This is a genomic window from Mesobacterium pallidum (genome assembly GCF_019966535.1).
In the GTDB taxonomy this organism is placed as follows: domain Bacteria; phylum Pseudomonadota; class Alphaproteobacteria; order Rhodobacterales; family Rhodobacteraceae; genus Mesobacterium; species Mesobacterium pallidum.
The window spans coordinates 97,990-113,898 of the sequence record NZ_JAIMID010000010.1 but is presented as its reverse complement, the minus strand read 5'-3'; the positions used below and the strand labels follow the sequence as shown (position 1 = coordinate 113,898).

15 protein-coding genes and 1 pseudogene are annotated in these 15,909 nt (G+C 65.2%); 1 reads left to right on the top strand and 15 read right to left on the bottom strand.

The genetic code is table 11. The features are described from left to right. Window positions 1-462: 462 nt before the first annotated feature. The 8 genes from MF270_RS15750 to MF270_RS15715 form a co-directional block, all read right to left on the bottom strand. Entirely contained in the window at window positions 463-1,605 is a 1,143-nt protein-coding gene (locus tag MF270_RS15750) for an acyl-CoA dehydrogenase family protein (protein WP_238366861.1), read from the bottom strand. Beyond that, window positions 1,586-3,226 carry a GMC family oxidoreductase gene (locus tag MF270_RS15745; RefSeq protein ID WP_238366860.1) on the bottom strand — a complete coding sequence of 547 codons (1,641 nt, stop codon included), beginning with the start codon at window positions 3,224-3,226 and terminating at the stop codon, window positions 1,586-1,588. The genes MF270_RS15750 and MF270_RS15745 overlap by 20 nt, the downstream gene beginning before the upstream one ends. Before the next feature lie 26 nt (window positions 3,227-3,252). Then, complete coding sequence (locus tag MF270_RS15740; RefSeq protein WP_238366859.1) at window positions 3,253-4,755, bottom strand: aldehyde dehydrogenase family protein; 1,503 nt, start codon at window positions 4,753-4,755, stop codon at window positions 3,253-3,255. Between the two features lie 162 nt (window positions 4,756-4,917). Then, window positions 4,918-5,961, bottom strand: coding sequence for an aromatic ring-hydroxylating dioxygenase subunit alpha (locus MF270_RS15735; protein WP_238366858.1), 1,044 nt, complete (start codon window positions 5,959-5,961; stop codon window positions 4,918-4,920). A gap of 127 nt (window positions 5,962-6,088) precedes the next feature. Then, window positions 6,089-7,312: a LysR family transcriptional regulator gene (locus MF270_RS15730; protein ID WP_238366857.1), complete on the bottom strand. Its 1,224-nt coding sequence runs from the start codon at window positions 7,310-7,312 to the stop codon at window positions 6,089-6,091. A 33-nt stretch (window positions 7,313-7,345) separates the two neighbouring features. Continuing rightward, entirely contained in the window at window positions 7,346-8,131 is a 786-nt protein-coding gene (locus MF270_RS15725) for an SDR family NAD(P)-dependent oxidoreductase (protein ID WP_238366856.1), read from the bottom strand. After that, window positions 8,131-9,063 carry a PDR/VanB family oxidoreductase gene (locus MF270_RS15720; RefSeq protein ID WP_238366855.1) on the bottom strand — a complete coding sequence of 311 codons (933 nt, stop codon included), beginning with the start codon at window positions 9,061-9,063 and terminating at the stop codon, window positions 8,131-8,133. Before MF270_RS15720 ends, MF270_RS15725 begins: the two co-directional genes overlap by 1 nt. A 31-nt stretch (window positions 9,064-9,094) precedes the next feature. Beyond that, window positions 9,095-10,408: a Rieske 2Fe-2S domain-containing protein gene (locus tag MF270_RS15715; RefSeq protein WP_238366854.1), complete on the bottom strand. Its 1,314-nt coding sequence runs from the start codon at window positions 10,406-10,408 to the stop codon at window positions 9,095-9,097. Between the two features lie 564 nt (window positions 10,409-10,972). Between MF270_RS15715 and MF270_RS28425 the strand changes: the two are divergent. Further along, a pseudogene (locus MF270_RS28425) lies at window positions 10,973-11,275 on the top strand (IS66 family transposase); the annotation flags it as partial. 87 nt (window positions 11,276-11,362) lie between these two features. Here MF270_RS28425 and MF270_RS15705 read toward each other — a convergent pair. The 7 genes from MF270_RS15705 to MF270_RS15675 form a co-directional block, all read right to left on the bottom strand. Then, window positions 11,363-11,644, bottom strand: coding sequence for a YrhK family protein (locus MF270_RS15705; RefSeq protein ID WP_238366852.1), 282 nt, complete (start codon window positions 11,642-11,644; stop codon window positions 11,363-11,365). Window positions 11,645-11,960: 316 nt separating this feature from the next. Next, the gene (locus MF270_RS15700; RefSeq protein WP_238366851.1) at window positions 11,961-12,314 is read right to left on the bottom strand and encodes a DUF2513 domain-containing protein; all 354 of its coding nucleotides are present in this window, start codon (window positions 12,312-12,314) and stop codon (window positions 11,961-11,963) included. Then, a complete protein-coding gene (gene pheS / locus MF270_RS15695) occupies window positions 12,311-13,381 on the bottom strand; it encodes a phenylalanine--tRNA ligase subunit alpha (RefSeq protein ID WP_238366850.1) in 1,071 nt (356 codons plus the stop codon). The genes MF270_RS15700 and pheS overlap by 4 nt, the downstream gene beginning before the upstream one ends. A gap of 91 nt (window positions 13,382-13,472) precedes the next feature. Then, the gene (locus MF270_RS15690) at window positions 13,473-14,888 is read right to left on the bottom strand and encodes a TrkH family potassium uptake protein (RefSeq protein WP_238366849.1); all 1,416 of its coding nucleotides are present in this window, start codon (window positions 14,886-14,888) and stop codon (window positions 13,473-13,475) included. 82 nt (window positions 14,889-14,970) lie between these two features. After that, complete coding sequence (gene rplT / locus MF270_RS15685; protein ID WP_238366848.1) at window positions 14,971-15,336, bottom strand: 50S ribosomal protein L20; 366 nt, start codon at window positions 15,334-15,336, stop codon at window positions 14,971-14,973. Window positions 15,337-15,348: 12 nt separating this feature from the next. Further along, entirely contained in the window at window positions 15,349-15,549 is a 201-nt protein-coding gene (rpmI, locus tag MF270_RS15680; RefSeq protein ID WP_085877532.1) for a 50S ribosomal protein L35, read from the bottom strand. 121 nt (window positions 15,550-15,670) lie between these two features. Further along, entirely contained in the window at window positions 15,671-15,895 is a 225-nt protein-coding gene (locus MF270_RS15675) for a hypothetical protein (protein WP_238366847.1), read from the bottom strand. Window positions 15,896-15,909: the final 14 nt, after the last annotated feature.

Sequence of the window (15,909 nt, the reverse complement as noted above, 5' to 3'; positions counted from 1 at the left end):
CGATTTGACGTGATTGCGCCGTCCAAAAGCGCCCCGGATCACCGAAACGGCCTTCGGTTACGCTATGCGTTTGGCGCAAGTTGAGTTCTTTTGGACGCGACCGGATCGACTGCCCCGAGGGTCCGGGCCGCCCCGTTGCGGCTTGGCGGCCGAGCCGGAACAGGGCCGGGCATACGCCCCATCCTGCGACCGGGACACAGTGGCAACTCGTTCGAAAACAGGGCGTTCATCGTTCTGTCAGGCTCGCGTCTTTTGGTCCGACCATTTGCGACCTTTTACGTTGATCCGTCAACATACACCAAGGTGAAACCATGCCTGCTGGCCTGTCGAAATGCGCCGCGGGCATAGGAAAATGTGAAGTGTAAGTGCACCTTTACGCAAGACACCGCCGCGACACGTGAAAACCCGCCGCGGATGCGGCGGGTTTGCCGGCCCTTTGACGGGCAGCGGACCTGTCCCGGCTCAGGCCGCGAGCATTTCCTTGGCGATGGTGTTGCGCTGCACCTCCGAAGACCCTTCGTAGATGCGGGTGATCCGCACGTCGCGGTACAAGCGTTCGACGATCATCCCACGCACATAGCCCGCGCCCCCGAAGATCTGCAGCGCCTTGTCCACGGTGCGCCATCCGGCCTCGGTGCAGATGAGCTTGGACATCGAGGTCGAGGCCCGCGTGCCCCTGCCGGCATCATAGCGCGTCGTCGCCTCGTACATCACCATCCGCGCGGCATGCATGTCGAGCTTCATGTCCGCCAGCATGTGCTGGATCGCCTGCTTGTCGGCCAGCTTTCCGCCGTGGACATCGCGCTCGAGCGCCCAGTCCGTCGCCAGTTCGAGGGCAAATTCGCCCATGCCCAACGCGGTGGAGCCCACAGACATGCGGCCGGCGTTCAGCCCCTCCATGACATAGGCAAGGCCCTTGCCTTCTTCGCCCACCAACGCATCCGCCGGCAGCTTGATATCGTCAAAGGTCAGATGCGCGACGCCGGGCGTGGCCGTACCCATCAGCTCGAGCGTCCCCGCCACCTTGTAACCTTCGGAAGCGCGCGGCACGATGAACAGCGACATGCCGCCCTTGGGGCCGCGGGACTTGTCCGTATAGGCCAGGACAAAGCAGACACCCGCTTTCAACCCGTTGGAGATATAGGTCTTTTCACCGTTCAACCGCCACCCGTTGCCATCCTTGACGGCCGTGGTCCGCATCCCCGAGATGTCCGATCCGCCCTGCGGTTCGGTGATGCCGATGGAAATGCCGATCTCGCCCGACATCAGCCGTGGCAGCCATTCCTCCTGCTGCGCCTCCGTTCCGTGGTTCAGCAGCGTGCGCGACCCCGGCCCCATGAGAGCCCGGCACTCGGCCCAGAATTGCGGTGGCAAATGCGCCAGTTCGGCCTGCACGCAGGCGGTCGCAAGCGCGCCAAGCCCCAGCCCGCCATGGGCCTCGGGAAAGTTGATGGTGTAATAGCCGCCATCCAGCAGCGTTTGCTTGACCACGTCCGGCACCACGCCGGTCCGCTGGAACTCGGGCTCGTGCGCCAGAAGTTTCTTTACCACCGATTTCGTCGTATCGACGATCGCGGCCACGTCTTCAGGCAGATCGAAGTTCATGTGCCTGTCCTCCCCGTTCTTGCAAGATGAATTCCGCCGCCCGTTCGCCGATCATCATCGCCGGCGCGGACGTGTTGCCGCCGACGATCGACGGCATGACCGAGGCGTCCGCGACCCTGAGACCGCGTATGCCGCGCACCCGCAGGCGGTCGTCCAGAACGGCCCAGGGGTCGCTGTCGACCCCCATCCGGCAGGTGCCGACGGGGTGATAGACCGTGGCCACATGGTCGCGCACGGCCTGCTCGAGCTCGGCGTCGCTCTGGTACCGCGCGCCCGGCGTGATCTCTTCGCCCATGACATGCGCAAAGGCCGGCTGCGAGACGATGCTGCGGCTGACCTTCAGGCCGCGCACCAGCGTCTGCAGATCCTCGTCGTCCTTGAGGAAGCCATGTTCCAGCACCGGCTTGGCGCGACTGTCCGCCGAGCGCAGAGATACCGACCCGCGCGACTTCGGACGCGCCACGTTGGCGTGCAGCACAAAGCCGTGCTCCTTGGGCAGGATGTCCGCCCGGCCCTTCATTCCGACCACCAGCGTCAATTGAACGTCCGGCCTGTCCAACCCCGGACGCGTTCGGACGAACCCGCCCGCCTCGGCCGCGTTGGACGAGAACGGCCCGTCCTGCGCCAGCAGGTAGCGGGCTCCGGCAAAGGCCATGCGCGGCAGGGTCCGCGCGTTCAGCGCCATGGATGCGCGCGACTTGTCCTGCGCGGTGATGCCGATGCTCGGGTGGTCCTGGAGGTTCTTGCCGACGCCCGGCAGGTCAAGGACCACGTCGATCCCATGGGCGCGCAATTCGTCCCCGGCGCCGATGCCCGACAGCATCAGCAGCTGCGGCGAATTCATCGTGCCTGCCGACAGGACCACTTCTTCACGCGCGTGGATCACGCGCCGCTGGCCGGCCTGTTCGATCTCGACCCCGGTCGCGACACCCTGCGCGATGACGATCCGGTGCACATGCGCCTCGGTCAGGATGTCGAAGTTCGCCTGCCCCTCCACCCCGCGAAGAAAGGCACGGGAGGCATTCAGGCGTTTCCCGCGTCGCTGGTTGACATGATAAAAGCCCACGCCATCCTGCGTGTTGCCGTTGAAGTCGTCGTTGCGGGCATATCCGGCCTGCTGGCCGGCCTCGACAAAGGCCCGCGCCACGGCGTTCGGACTGGGCAGAGGGCGCACGTCCAGCTCTCCGTCCGTGCCATGGAACTGGCTGTGTTCGCCGGCCCATCTCTCCTGCCGCTTGAACGCCTTGAGAACGTCGGAATAGGCCCAGCCGGTCACGCCCTGCGCGGCCCAGTCGTCATAGTCCCGGGCATGACCCCGGATGTAGACGGCCCCGTTCAGAACGGTGCAGCCGCCGAGCATCCGGCCTCGGGGGCAATTGATCTCGCGGCCACCGACCTCGGGCGCGCCCTCGAACTGGTATTGCCAGTTATAGCGCTTGTCCGAGAGCAGGAAGACATTGCCGAAAGGCAGCAAGGTCTTGATGTTCGACGGAAACCGCCTGTCGCTTTCGCCCGCCTCGACCAGCGCCACGCGGATGCGCGTGTCGGCGGCCAGCCGGGCGGCGACGACCGCCCCGGCAGATCCGGCCCCGACGACGATATAATCGTAGGTCTCGCTCATCCGCGTGTCCTCCCCCCGCCCGGTTCTCAGGCGACCTCGTCCGGCATCACCCAGATCGCCTTGGTGTTCAGGAACTCTTCGATATGCTCGGGACCGCTTTCGCGTCCGAAGCCCGACATCTTGTAGCCGCCAAAGGGCACCGCAGGATCAAGCTGCTGGTAGCAGTTGACCCAGACCGACCCGGCCTGAAGCCCCGCGGCCACCTTGTTCGCCTTGTTGATGTCACGGGTCCAGACGCCGGAGCCGAGCCCGTAGGGCGTGTCGTTCGCCCGCCGGATCGCCTCGTCGATGCTGGAAAAGCGGATGGCCGAGATGACCGGGCCAAAGATCTCCTCGCGGCAGATCTTCATGTCGTCCTGGACCTCGGAAAACAGGGTGGGCGCGATGTAGTTGCCCCGGGCCATGTCCCCGCCGGGACGCCAGTCGGGGTCGGTCTTCATCTGTGCACCCTGCGCCAGGCCGCTCTCGATATAGCCCGCGACCTTCTCGTATTGTTCGCGGGTCACCAGCGGGCCGAGGTCGGTGGCCGGGTCGGTCGGATCGCCCAGCTTGAGCGTGCGGGTGAACGCGGCGATGCCGTCGATCACCTCGTCGTAGATCGAGTGCTCGATGAACAGCCGCGTGCCGGCCGAACAGATCTGGCCCGAGTTCATGAACACCGCCATCGCCGCCGCCGGGATCGCCTTGGCCAGGTTCGCATCGGCGAAGACGATGTTGGGTGACTTGCCGCCCAGTTCCATCGACACGCGCTTGGTGTTGCCCGCCGAGGCGCGGATGATCGACTGGCCGACCTCGGTCGAGCCGGTAAAGGCGACCTTGTCGATACCGGGATGTTCCGCGATCGCCGCGCCCGCGTCGCCAAAGCCGGTGACGATGTTCACGACGCCCGGCGGGATGCCTGCCTCCATGCAAAGCTTGCCCAGGACCAGCGGCGACAGGGGCGCCTGTTCGGCCGGCTTCAGAACGATGGTGCAGCCCGCGGCCAACGCCGGGGTGATCTTCCACAAAGACAGGCCGAAGGGTCCGTTCCAGGGGTTGATCGCGCCGACCACGCCAACCGGTTCCTTGACCGAATAGGACAGCGGGTTGCCGGGCGCCGAATTGGCATAGCTCGCACCGTGGACGCTGGTCGCCATGCCCGCGTAGTACCGGCAAAGGCCGACCGCGCGACGACGGCCCAGAAGGGTGCGCGAGATCGGGCCGCCCATGTCGAGCGTGTCTGTCATCGCGATCTCGTCGAAATGGCGTTCGATCAGGTCGCCCAGCTTGATCAGCAGGCCCTGCCGGTCGAACGGCGTCAGCCGGGACCAGTCCCCTTCGAAGGCGCGCCGCGCCGCGGCCACGGCCCGGTCGACATCCGCCTTTCCGCCCTTGGGCAGGGTGGCCAGCACCTCGCCGTTCGCCGGGTTGATCGTGTCGAATGTCTCGCCGCTCAGGGCATCGACCCATTCGCCGTCGATCAGCATCTTGCGCGGATTGCCCGCCAGCACGGTCTTCGGGTCGATCTTGATCTCGGACACCTGTCCCATCCAGTCCTCACTCCCGCGCAAATGCGCTAATGGTTCTACCTATTATTTCCGGACACACCACGCCCCGCAAGTCTTATCTTGCAGGGCGATGGATAAAGATGACCCTCTTTCCATCCTTTTTGGCCCGACCAATTCGGCCCGGCCGGACAGGCGCCGGTCGGATCACTCGGCGGCGATCTTGTCACTCTCGGCCCGCGCAAGCTTGTCCAGCAGCTTGCGCGCCATGTTCACCGCCCCGTCCGAGGCGATGCCCACGAAAGGACGGTCCGGATCGCTGTTGATGCGCATCTGCTGCAACTCAAGCGCATCCTCGTCCTCGCGGATCGTGTCGTAGAACTGGTCAAAGACCACCTTGTCCACGCCCGACCCCTTGTCGGCGTTGGTGCAGATCGACCAGGAGTAATGGGTCGAGGTCTCGGTCTCGGGCGTCACGCAATGAACGTTCAGGATCTTGAACCCGTGATCGCGCTTGCCCTCGTAGGCACCGGTATCGACATCGCAGGCCCCGGCATTCACGCGCAGGATCATCCCGCTCGCCGGATGGTATTCGACCTCCTGCCAGCGATCCACGTTGCCTGTGAACCCTTTGCCGTCGACATAGGATTTGGGCGGGACCGAGTTGGGCATGCGCCGGTTGAGCTGCACCCGCTCGCCATCGAAATTCACCTTGGTGTCGGCGGTGAAATGCGTGTTCGGATTCCCGCCGATCGTGTTGGCATGGATATAGGCCAGGTGCGTGAGGTCGAAGATGTTGTCGACCAGCAGCTGCCAGTTGCACTTCACATGGAAATAGAAATGCGTCCAGCTCCAGTCGTCCGACCGGTGCTCTTCGTTGTCCCGGATCGTGGATGGATCGGCCGCGTCGGCCGCGCCCATCCAGATCCAGATCATGCTGTCCTTTTCGACGACCGGGTAGGTCCGGATATGCGCCGAAGCCGGCACGCGGTCCTGGTTCGGGATTCGGGTACAGCGCCCCTGCCCGTCGAATTCGACCCCGTGATAGGCGCAGCGGATCACGTCGCCGTCGATATGGCCTGCGCTCAGCGGCATCGCGCGATGCGAACACCGGTCCTCGACGGCGGAAATCCGGCCGCTCGAGCCGCGAAAGAACACCACAGGTTCGTTCATGATCGTGCGCGCGACGGGCTTGAGTTCCGGGATGTCACCGCTGAAGGCGGCCGCGTACCAGTAGTTTCTCAGAAACATCGTCCCTCCTCGAGCAGCGCCTTGGGGCACCGCCTCTCCTGCATGTTTCGGCAATAGTACGCTAGGTTTCTATCTGGACATGGTCCAATCGCAAACCCACACGGCCCATCGAATTAGCGAAAGTGTGTCAAACCCACCCGCGCGTGGCCAAGGCGTGGGAATGCAGCGCCTCGGGGTTCTCACCGAGATCTGTCAGGATTTCCATGAAGCGGCGCTGAAGCCGCGTCGGACGCCAGTCCTGGCGCGTGGTCAACCCCAGGCGGCGAGTCGAATCCGGCAGGGGCGGGCCGACCCGCGCAAGTAGCCCGGCGCTGATTTGCAAGGCGATCTGCGATGGTGACAGCAGGGTCAGAAAGCGCCCTTCGGTCAGCAACCGGCCGATGATCATTACCGATCCGGTCTCGACCGGGGCAAAGGGCTTGGCCCCGTCCGAGAACAGCCTCTCCCATTCTCCGCGCAGCGGGGAATTGCGCGGCGGAAGGATCCAAGGGTATTCACGAAGCGCATTGACGTCCAGCTCCGTCGACCCGGCGAGCGGATGCTCCGCCCCGGCGGCAATCACCAGCTCGTCGTCGTAGATCGGAATTTGCCTGAGGTCCGCGATCTCGTAGGATCGCAAGGTGCCGACGATCATGTCGATGGCCCCGTCCCGCAGTGGCTCGACCAGCTCTCGCCAGCTGCCCTCCGAGACCTCGAACCTGGCGCGCGGACGCTCTGCCGCGAGCCGCCCCATCGCGGCGGGCACGAGGAAGGGCCGAGACAGCGGCAGCGCCCCGATCAGGATATGTTCGCCCTCGCTTTCCTCCTGTGCATCGGCCAGGGCGGCCGACAGTTCCGACATGGCAAGCCGCGCGCCGCGGGCAAAGCGCTTGCCCCCGGCGTTGACCCAGACGCCCCGGCCGCGTCGCTCGACCAGGGTCGCGCCCATGACGCTTTCCAGTTCCCGGACACCGCGATGCACGGCGGTCTGGCTGAGACCGGTATTGGCCGCCGCGCCGACAAAGCTGCCCGCATCCGCAAGCGCGAGAAAGGCGCGCAGCTGGGTCATCGTCATGACATTCTCGGGGTGCGAAAAGACCTTGGTGAACCCCTTGGCCCCGGTCGCAAGATGGCCAAGCGCCGCCCTGGTCCGGTCGATGACAAGCTGCCCCATGCGTGTCGACACCATGCCGTCGGTGCGGCGTTCGAACAGGGGCGAGCCGATCTGATCCTCGAGCTTGGCCAACCCCTGGGTCAGCGCGGGCTGGGACAGGCTGACGACATCCGCGGCGCCGCTGATGCTGCCCTGCGCGCTGATCGCGAGCAGGGCGCGCAGATGGCGCAGGTTGAGGTCGAACGGATGAGTGGTCATCAGCTTCTGGTCCCGTACACAGCCTGGCTGTGTTCATCGCATATAGAGACCGCCGTTCATATCCAGAGTTGCGCCCATGAAGAACCCGCCCCGGTCCGACGCCAACAGGGCGACCGCCGCCGCGATCTCGTCCAGCCGCATGAAGCGGCCGATCGGGACCTGCGCCTCGACCGCCGCGACCTGCTCGGCGCTCAGCCGCGTCTTGGCGCTGTCTATCGGGCCGGGACAGACCCCGTTCACGGTGACCCCGGTTCCCGCAAGGTAGCGGGCGAAGTACTTGGTCAGCATGTTCGCGCCCGCCTTGGAGGCCGCGTAATGCGGCGCCGCCACCGTCCCGCCGTTCTGCCCCGCCAGCGAGGTGACATTGACGATGCGCCCGTAGCCCCGCCCCGTCAGGACAGGGGCGAAGCATTGGCAGGACAGGAACACGCTGCGCATGTTCACCTGCATCACGGCATCGAATTCCTCGGGCGTGATCTCTTCGACCGGGGTGCGCTTGGCCCAGCCGGCGTTGTTCACCACGATGTCCAAGGCGCCCCACTCCGCGAGGATCGCGTCCCGGGCCGCCTCGAAATGCGCGACCTCGCGCACGTCCAGTTCAAACGCCAGCGCCGTCGCGCCGCTGGGGTCCAGTGCCCTGGCCGTCTCGCGCGCCCAATCGGCATTCGCATCGGTCACGGCAACCCGTGCGCCGCCCGCGTGCAATTCCCGCGCGATCGCCGCACCGACATTCTTGCCTGCGCCGGTGACGATCGCCACGCGCCCGTCGAACCGGAACGATCCCGCCTCGGGGATCCGGATGTCATCGAGTTGCGGCATCACAGGTCCAGTACAAGCTTGTCGGACTTGCAGCCCGAACAGCAGACCATCATCATCTCGCCCGATGCCCGTTCGTCGTCGGTCAGAAAGAAGTCGCGGTGATCCGGCGTGCCCTCGATCACCCGAGTCTCGCAGGTGCCGCAGGTGCCTTCGGAGCAGGCGAACGGCACATCGACCCCGTTGTCGAGCAGCACGTCGAGAATGCGGTCGCCTTCCTTGATCTCGAAGGACTTGCCTGACTTGGCCAGCTCGACGACAAATCCGCCCTCGGTGGCGATCTGTGTGTCCGCGGTGAAATACTCGAGGTGGACATGCCCCTTGGGTCGCCCCGCCGCAAAGCCCTTGTAGGCATCCAGCATCCCCTGGGGTCCGCAGCAATACAGGTGCGCGTCAGCCGGCGCCGCCTCGACGACCCCCCTGAGGTCAAGCGGTTGGCCGCCCTCGATCCCGTCGAATTGCACATGCACGTTGTCACGCCCGGACAGGTGCCGGACAAAGGCGGCACGTTCCGGCGACTGGGCCACGTAATGCAGCTCCCACGGCCGGCCGATCGCGTCGAGGCGGTCGATCATCGACAGCAGCGGCGTGATCCCGATCCCGCCCGCGATCATCACGCTGTGCGCCGCCGTTTCGTCCAGCGGAAAGTTGTTCGACGGGTCGGTCATGTCGACCACCAGCCCGACATGCCAGTGCTCGTGGATGTACCGTGACCCGCCCCGGGACGTCGGAGAAAGGTGCACCGCGATCTCGTAGAACGACGGGTCGGCGGGATCGTTGAGAAGCGAGTAGCTGCGCGTGATCCCGTCGCCCAGAGTCACGTTGACATGGGCCCCCGCTTCGAACGGCGGCAGTGTTTCGCCCGGCAGGGGCTCGAAGCGGTACGCATGCACCCCTTCGGCCTCCAGCCGGATTTGTATCAGTCTGGCTTTCATCTGTGTCTCGCGCGTTTCCTGTCGGGCCGGCCTATTCGGCCGGTTCCGGTGCCTTGCCGTAGCGCTCGGCCTTGCCAAGCGCGGCCTCGTAGGCCTTGTCGAGCGGATCTTCCGGGGCATGCAGGAACGATCCTGCCCGGGCCTGGTAGAAGATCTCGGGGTTGCGCACGCCCGGCGCCGCCTTGCCGTCGTTCTTGAAGGCGCGGGCCGCCGTCAACGCCTGGCGCCGGGTCCGCGACACCATCGCGTCAGACGGGGCCAGCCGTTCATGCATGTGGTCCGTGATCGGGCCCATGCTTTCGGTCACGGCCTGGTCCTGCATGGTGATGTTGGCGATGCCCGTGTATTGCGTCCCGTCCCGCTGGCTTTGGCGATCGATGCCCCAGTCGTTGGTCGCGTCGTCCACACAGCGCCAGCGGTCGTAGAACCCGGTCCCGTTCGGCGCGTATTCGAACTTGTCAAAGAGAAGCTCGCCCGACTTGCGGCGCGACTTGTAGGCCGGGTTGCCCTCGTCCGAGCCGCAGGTGATGTCGAACAGCATCGAATGTTCGTCGTCGATCGGAACCCAGGCCCGCGCTATGGCCCGGCTGTGGAACCGGTTGTTCGGGGTCTGCGTCCAGAACGGGAACATGTAATGCGCGACACGCCAGGACATCTGGCCGTCGTCATTTTCGCGGAAACCGCCATACATGACGCCCCAGTCGGTCGGCTGCACCTTGTATTCCGGCGCCCGGTTCAGAATCGTCGGCCGCATCGGGTGATCGTCGTCGATGTCGTCGAGCTGCAGAGAGCCGACGTGCAGAAAGCCCACATGGCTGGTGTCGATGTCGCCTTCCAACGCCTGGAGCCAGTTGCAGTCGCGCATCAGGCACCAGGTCTCGGCATCCTCGGCCAGCGCGGCCTCGATCATCGGCAGCGGCGGCGGGTTGTCCTGGTCCGGGCCCATGTAGACCCAGACGATTCCGTTCTGTTCATGGGTCTTGTAGGCCTTGGCCTTGACCCGCGGCTCGAACCGGTAATCCACCGGAACGTTCGGCATCTCGAGGCAATTGCCGTGAACGTCGAACTTCCAGCCGTGGTAGACGCAGCGAATGCCGCTTTCCTCGTTCCGGCCAAGGAACAGCGACGCGCAACGATGCGGGCACCGCTGGTCGAGGATGCCGACACGTCCCTCGCTGTCGCGAAACGCCACGAGTTTCTCGCACAGAAGCATGATCCGCATCGGATCGCCGTCCGCCTCGAGCTCCTTGGACAGCAGCGCCGGCATCCAGTATTGCCGCATGAAATCGCCCATGACGGTGCCGGGGCCCACGCGGGTCAGGTCGATCGAATCTTCAGGTTTCATGGCCGCTCCATATCGATGATCTTTGCGCAACGGCGGGCAGATCGCCCGCGTATTGGCCCTACCTTTCACATCCCTGACTGGCATATAGAAATCGAAACCCGAGCGAGGGTATAAATTTTCCGGAACAATGACTTCTCGAAATCAACGGGCCTCAGGGTCCGTTCTGCCGGAAGGCCGCGCTCAATTCTCTGTTTTAAATCACTTTAAGTGGGCGAAACCCTGGTCGAACCCTTGTCGGGCAGCATAGATATTCCTGCTTTACATCCGCGGCCCCAAGATACGGGAACCGGAATTGCCGCGCGGCCCCTTGCCAGAGACCGGCCATGCGACACCTGCCCGAGCGCCGCGACCGACCCGTCAGAAGAAGGCTTGGAAGGGTCCGAACCTCCCGACGCGCCCGGACTCTGCCCGACCTTACGGTTACCGGGCAACCCGGGCCTTCGCGCCTGTGAGGCCGTCGCTGGCAGTATCGGCATTGTCATCGTCCCGACCGGCGGCCGCATCGCCAGCGGTTGCTTGAGCGGCGACACCGACCTCTCCCGTGGAGGGCGTGATCAAGGCCCCATGCTGAGCGCTCCGTGCCGGAGCCATGCCCGACGGAAGGTCTTCGAGCTTGCGGACATCAAGCAGCGAGCCCGCCAGACGCAGCCCGCGCAGGACATATCGCCCGTCGCGCTGGGAGCCGTGAAGAAGATCGGCGCCATCCTTGCCATCGAGCGTCAGATCAATGGAATGGATGCCAGCACAGGACTCGACGCCCGGCAACGACTGGCGGCCCCGCTCATCGAAGACCCTCACGACTGGATGCGCACCGAACTCGGCACCATGTCGCGGCACACCCCCGTCGCCTGGGCGATCGGATCCAAGCTTGGAAACGGCCGTTGGCCTGGCGTCTCACGCTTCCTCGGGGACGGGCGCATCCGCCTGACCGCAAAGCCTTGGCGGGGGACAGGGTCACGCCTCTTCGCGTTTGGCCAGCTTGTCGATCTGGCCCATGCGCCAGAGTTTCACCTCTCGGGCGAGCCGGATCGTGGGCTTGGCCATGAAGCAGACCGACCCGAGGGTGAAGAGCCAGATGGCGGCGGTTTCGGTCTGCGGCCAGAAGAAAAGGACGGAGCCCAGGGTGAACATCAGCCCGGCGGCGAAATCGACGGCGGTGTGGGCGAGTTCATAGGCCGCGTAGACGCGGCGGGTGTCGGCGTTGCGCTCGCGGTTCTGGTGGGAGAAGAGGTTCATAGGGCGCAGGGTGGCATGTTCAGCGTGGGGGTCAAGCCTCGGCCTTACCAGACGCTATGGAAGATGGCACCCGGCCATCGGAGCACGTCGCGGCAAGCTCCCGGCATCGAACTACGCGATAAGGGCGGCGCCCGACCCTGGGTGGGCGCAGTGGCCGGGTCGTGGCTGGCGCTGCGTTGCCTCAACCGGCGTCGGACATGTGGCGAAGGACATCGCAAATGCGCCCTCCCGGGGGGAGGGTCGGGCGCCGCCCGGCGTGCCGCCGGGCGAAACATCTCCAATCATCTATGAACCACCCAATTGCAAAAGCTGATCTTCAGATCTGTATGCCCGTCTTCTCGGCGAGTTCTTGCTTCAAATACCCAACGGCAAGGTCCTTGAGCAAACCAAGTGTCAACCCGCCTACTGCGGCGGCACCATCGCGCGTTTTCTTCCAGATGTTGTCATCGTGGATGGCTTTTAGGAAATCATGCCCCTGAGCAGTCAAACGCGCAGTACTGTTGCCGACACGAACCATAAGGCCGCTATCCATCAATAAATAGATGTGACCTAGCTTTAGACGATCTTCCTCGCTTGCTCCCTTAGTTGTTCCGGGCAGCATGATTAACCAATCATCCTCTGCTTCAAACTCAAGAAGCAAAGTCCGAATGAGATCGTCGTCCCGCTTCACCGCGACAACCCGCCATGCAACGTCGGCACATCCAGCGCGGCAAACCCGTAGTGCCGCAGCCAGCGCAGGTCTGAATCAAAGAACGCCCGCAAATCCGGGATCCCGTATTTCAGCATCGCGATCCGGTCAATCCCCATGCCGAAGGCAAAGCCCTGCCATTCGTCGGGGTCGATCCCGCCCGCCTTCAGCACCTTGGGGTGCACCATGCCCGAGCCGAGCACTTCGAGCCAGTCGTCGCCCTCGCCCACCTTCACGGTGCCGCCTTCGAAGGAGCACTGGATGTCCACCTCGGCCGAGGGCTCGGTGAACGGGAAGTGCGAGGCGCGGAAGCGGGTTTTAACGGCGGTGCCGAAATAGGCCGAGAAGAACTCCTCGAGCACCCATTTCAGGTTCGCCATCGAGATGTCGCGGTCGATCGCCAGCCCCTCGACCTGGTGGAACATCGGCGTGTGGGTCTGGTCATAGTCCGCGCGATACACACGGCCCGGGCAGATGATGCGCGTCGGGGCGCCCTGCGCCTCCATCGTGCGGATCTGCACCGGGCTGGTATGGGTGCGCAGCACGTGCGGCGGGCGGTTGTCGCCCGGTTCGCGGTGCATGTAGAACGTGTCCATCTCGGCCCGTGCGGGGTGATGGCCGGGGATGTTCAGCGCGTCGAAATTGTACCAATCGGTCTCGATCTGCGGGCCCTCGGCCACGGCGAAGCCCATGTCGGCGAAGATCGCGGTGCATTCCTCCCAGACCTGGCTGACCGGGTGGATGGACCCCACGCGGCGCCCCCGTGCCGGCAGCGTCACGTCCAGCCATTCGGCCTTGAGCCGTTCGTCGAGCGCGGCATCGGCCAGACCGACCTTCCGGGCCTGGAGGGCGCTGTTGATCTCGTCCTTCAGCGCGTTCAGCGCGGGGCCGGCGGTCTGGCGTTCTTCGGGCGTCATCCTGCCCAGTTCGCGCATCTGCAGGCTGATCTCGCCCTTCTTGCCCAGCGCCTGGACGCGGATCTCTTCCAGCGCGGCCTCGTCGGCGGCGCCTGCGATCAGGTCGATGTACTTGTCGCGCAGCTGGTCCATTGCGGGCGGTCCTCGTTCCCAAACTCGGGCGCTTGCTACCCCATGGCGCGCCCACCGGCAAGCACCTGCGCAGGCGGACGGCGCCAAGGCGTCACACCTCCTGCCAGAAGCGCGGCAGGCAGACCACGAAGACGGTCAGCATCTCGAGCCGGCCAAGATACATCGCCAGCGCCAGGATCACCTTGCTGACCCCGTCGAGCGGGGCGAAACTGCCCGCGGGACCGATGATCGCGCCCACGCCGGGGCCGACGTTGCACAGTGCGGTCAGCGTGCCCGACATCGCGGTCAGCGTGTCGACGCCGAGAAGGGTCAGCACGACCGAGATCACGCCGAAGGTCAGCGCGAAGAGGGTGAAGAAGCCGATGACGCCGTCCAGCACCTCGGGCGCGATGCGGCGGCCCTCGTAGCGCAGCGGGTGGATGGCATGGGGCCGCACCATGGTGGCCAGCCGCACCCGCACCGCGCGCCAACTGACGATCCAGCGCATCGCCTTGACCCCGCCGGCGGTCGAGCCGGTGCAGCCGCCCACCAGGGTCAGCACGAGAAAGGCGGTGACGGCAAAGGGGCCCCAGGCGGTGTAATCCTCGACCGCGAAGCCGGTGGTGGTGACGACCGAGACCACGCTGAAGGCAACGATGCGCAAGGTCTCGAAGATCGGCGTATGCGCCGTCTCGACCCGCCACAGCGTGAGGCCGAGGATCACGGCGCCCAGCGTCAGCAGCATCATGCGCACCTGCTCGCTGGCCTGCCGCTTGCCGCGCAGGACCTTGATGTACCAGGCAAAGGGCAGCCCGGCGCACAGCATGAACAGCGTGCAGACCCATTGCAGGTAGGCGCTGTCGAAATGCCCGAAGGAGGCGTCGTAATTGGCGTATCCCCCGCTGGCCATGGTGGTCAGCGCATGGGTCAGCGCGTCGAAATCCGACATGCCGCCAAGGCCATAAAGCAGCGTGCAGAGCAGGATCAGCGCGACATAGACCCCGACCGATGCCGAGGCAAAGCGCGCGGCCGAGCCCAGCTCGTTCTCGCCCTTGTCCGAGCTTTCGGTGCGGAAAAGCTGCATGCCTCCGACCTTGAGGAAGGGCAGCAGCGCGATGCCGGTGACGATAAAGCCGATGCCGCCCAGCGACTGGATCATCGCCCGCCATAGCAACACCGAGCGCGGTAGCGTGTCGAGGCCCGACAGCACAGTTGCCCCGGTGGTCGTGAGGCCCGACATCGCCTCGAAGAAGGCATCGGCGGGGGACATGCGCCACAGCCAGAGCGGCAGCGCGCTGACCGTGCCGGCGGTCATCCAGACCGAGGCGGTCAGCAGGAAGGTGTGCAGGCGCTTCAGCCGCGACAGCCGCCCGGCGCTGACGATCAGCAGCGCCCCGCCCATGGCCAGCGCGCACAGCCCCGCCTCGAGAAAGGCGCCCCCGGTGTCGTGATAAAGCAGGTTGCACAGGACCATCAGCCCGCCGAAAAGCACGATGGTCAGGCCGTTGACAAAGATGACCGCCGACATGGGCGACGCCTTTCGGGGCAGACAACGAAAAGGGCCGCCACGCTTGCGACGTGACGGCCCGATTTGTTCTAGCGCGGCGCGCTTACGCGGCCAGCGAGGCCTTTGCCTGGTCCACGATGGCACCGAAGGCTTCGGGCTCGTGCACGGCCAGGTCGGCCAGGACCTTCCGGTCGACTTCGATCCCGGCCAGGTTCAGGCCGTTGATGAAGCGCGAATAGGTCAGGTCAGCGTCATGGGCGCGGACGGCCGCGTTGATCCGCTGGATCCACAGGGCGCGGAAGTTGCGCTTGCGGTTCTTGCGGTCGCGGGTTGCGTACTGGTTCGCCTTGTCGACGGCCTGGGCCGCGACCTTGAAGGTATTCTTGCGACGGCCGTAGTAACCCTTGGCCTGGTCCAGAATCTTCTTGTGACGTGCGTGGGTGACGGTTCCACCTTTAACTCGGGGCATCTGTCAGTCTCCTCAGCGAGCGTAGGGCATCATCGGCTTGATGATCTGCTCATCAGCCTTCGACAGGGTCGTGGTGCCACGGGCGTCACGGATGAACTTGGTGGTGCGCTTGATCATGCCGTGGCGCTTGCCCGCCTGGCCGGCCTTGATCCGGCCGGAGGCCGTCACCTTGAACCGCTTCTTGCAGCTCGATTTCGTCTTCATCTTGGGCATTTCCGTCTCCTGTTCCAACGGTTCCGTTAAGCGCGACTCGGCATGCCACATTCGCCGGCCGCGCAGGATAGGCGCGCCGTATAGGCGGCACCGGGAGGCATTGCAACAGGAAAGTCGCGGATCAGTGCAGGACGCGGGCAATCACGCGGGCAAAGGCCTGCGGCACCTCGGCCAGGGTATAGCCGCCGGGGCTGGCGTTCAACGCCGACACGATCAGCCCGCCCCCCACCAGCACGGCGATGGCGGCCACGCGCGGCGTGCGCCCGTCCGAGATGGCCGAGACCATCGCCGGCACGGAAAAAACGCACACGACGATGCCGGCCACCAGCATCAGATCCGGTTCCATGGATGTCCCTGCTC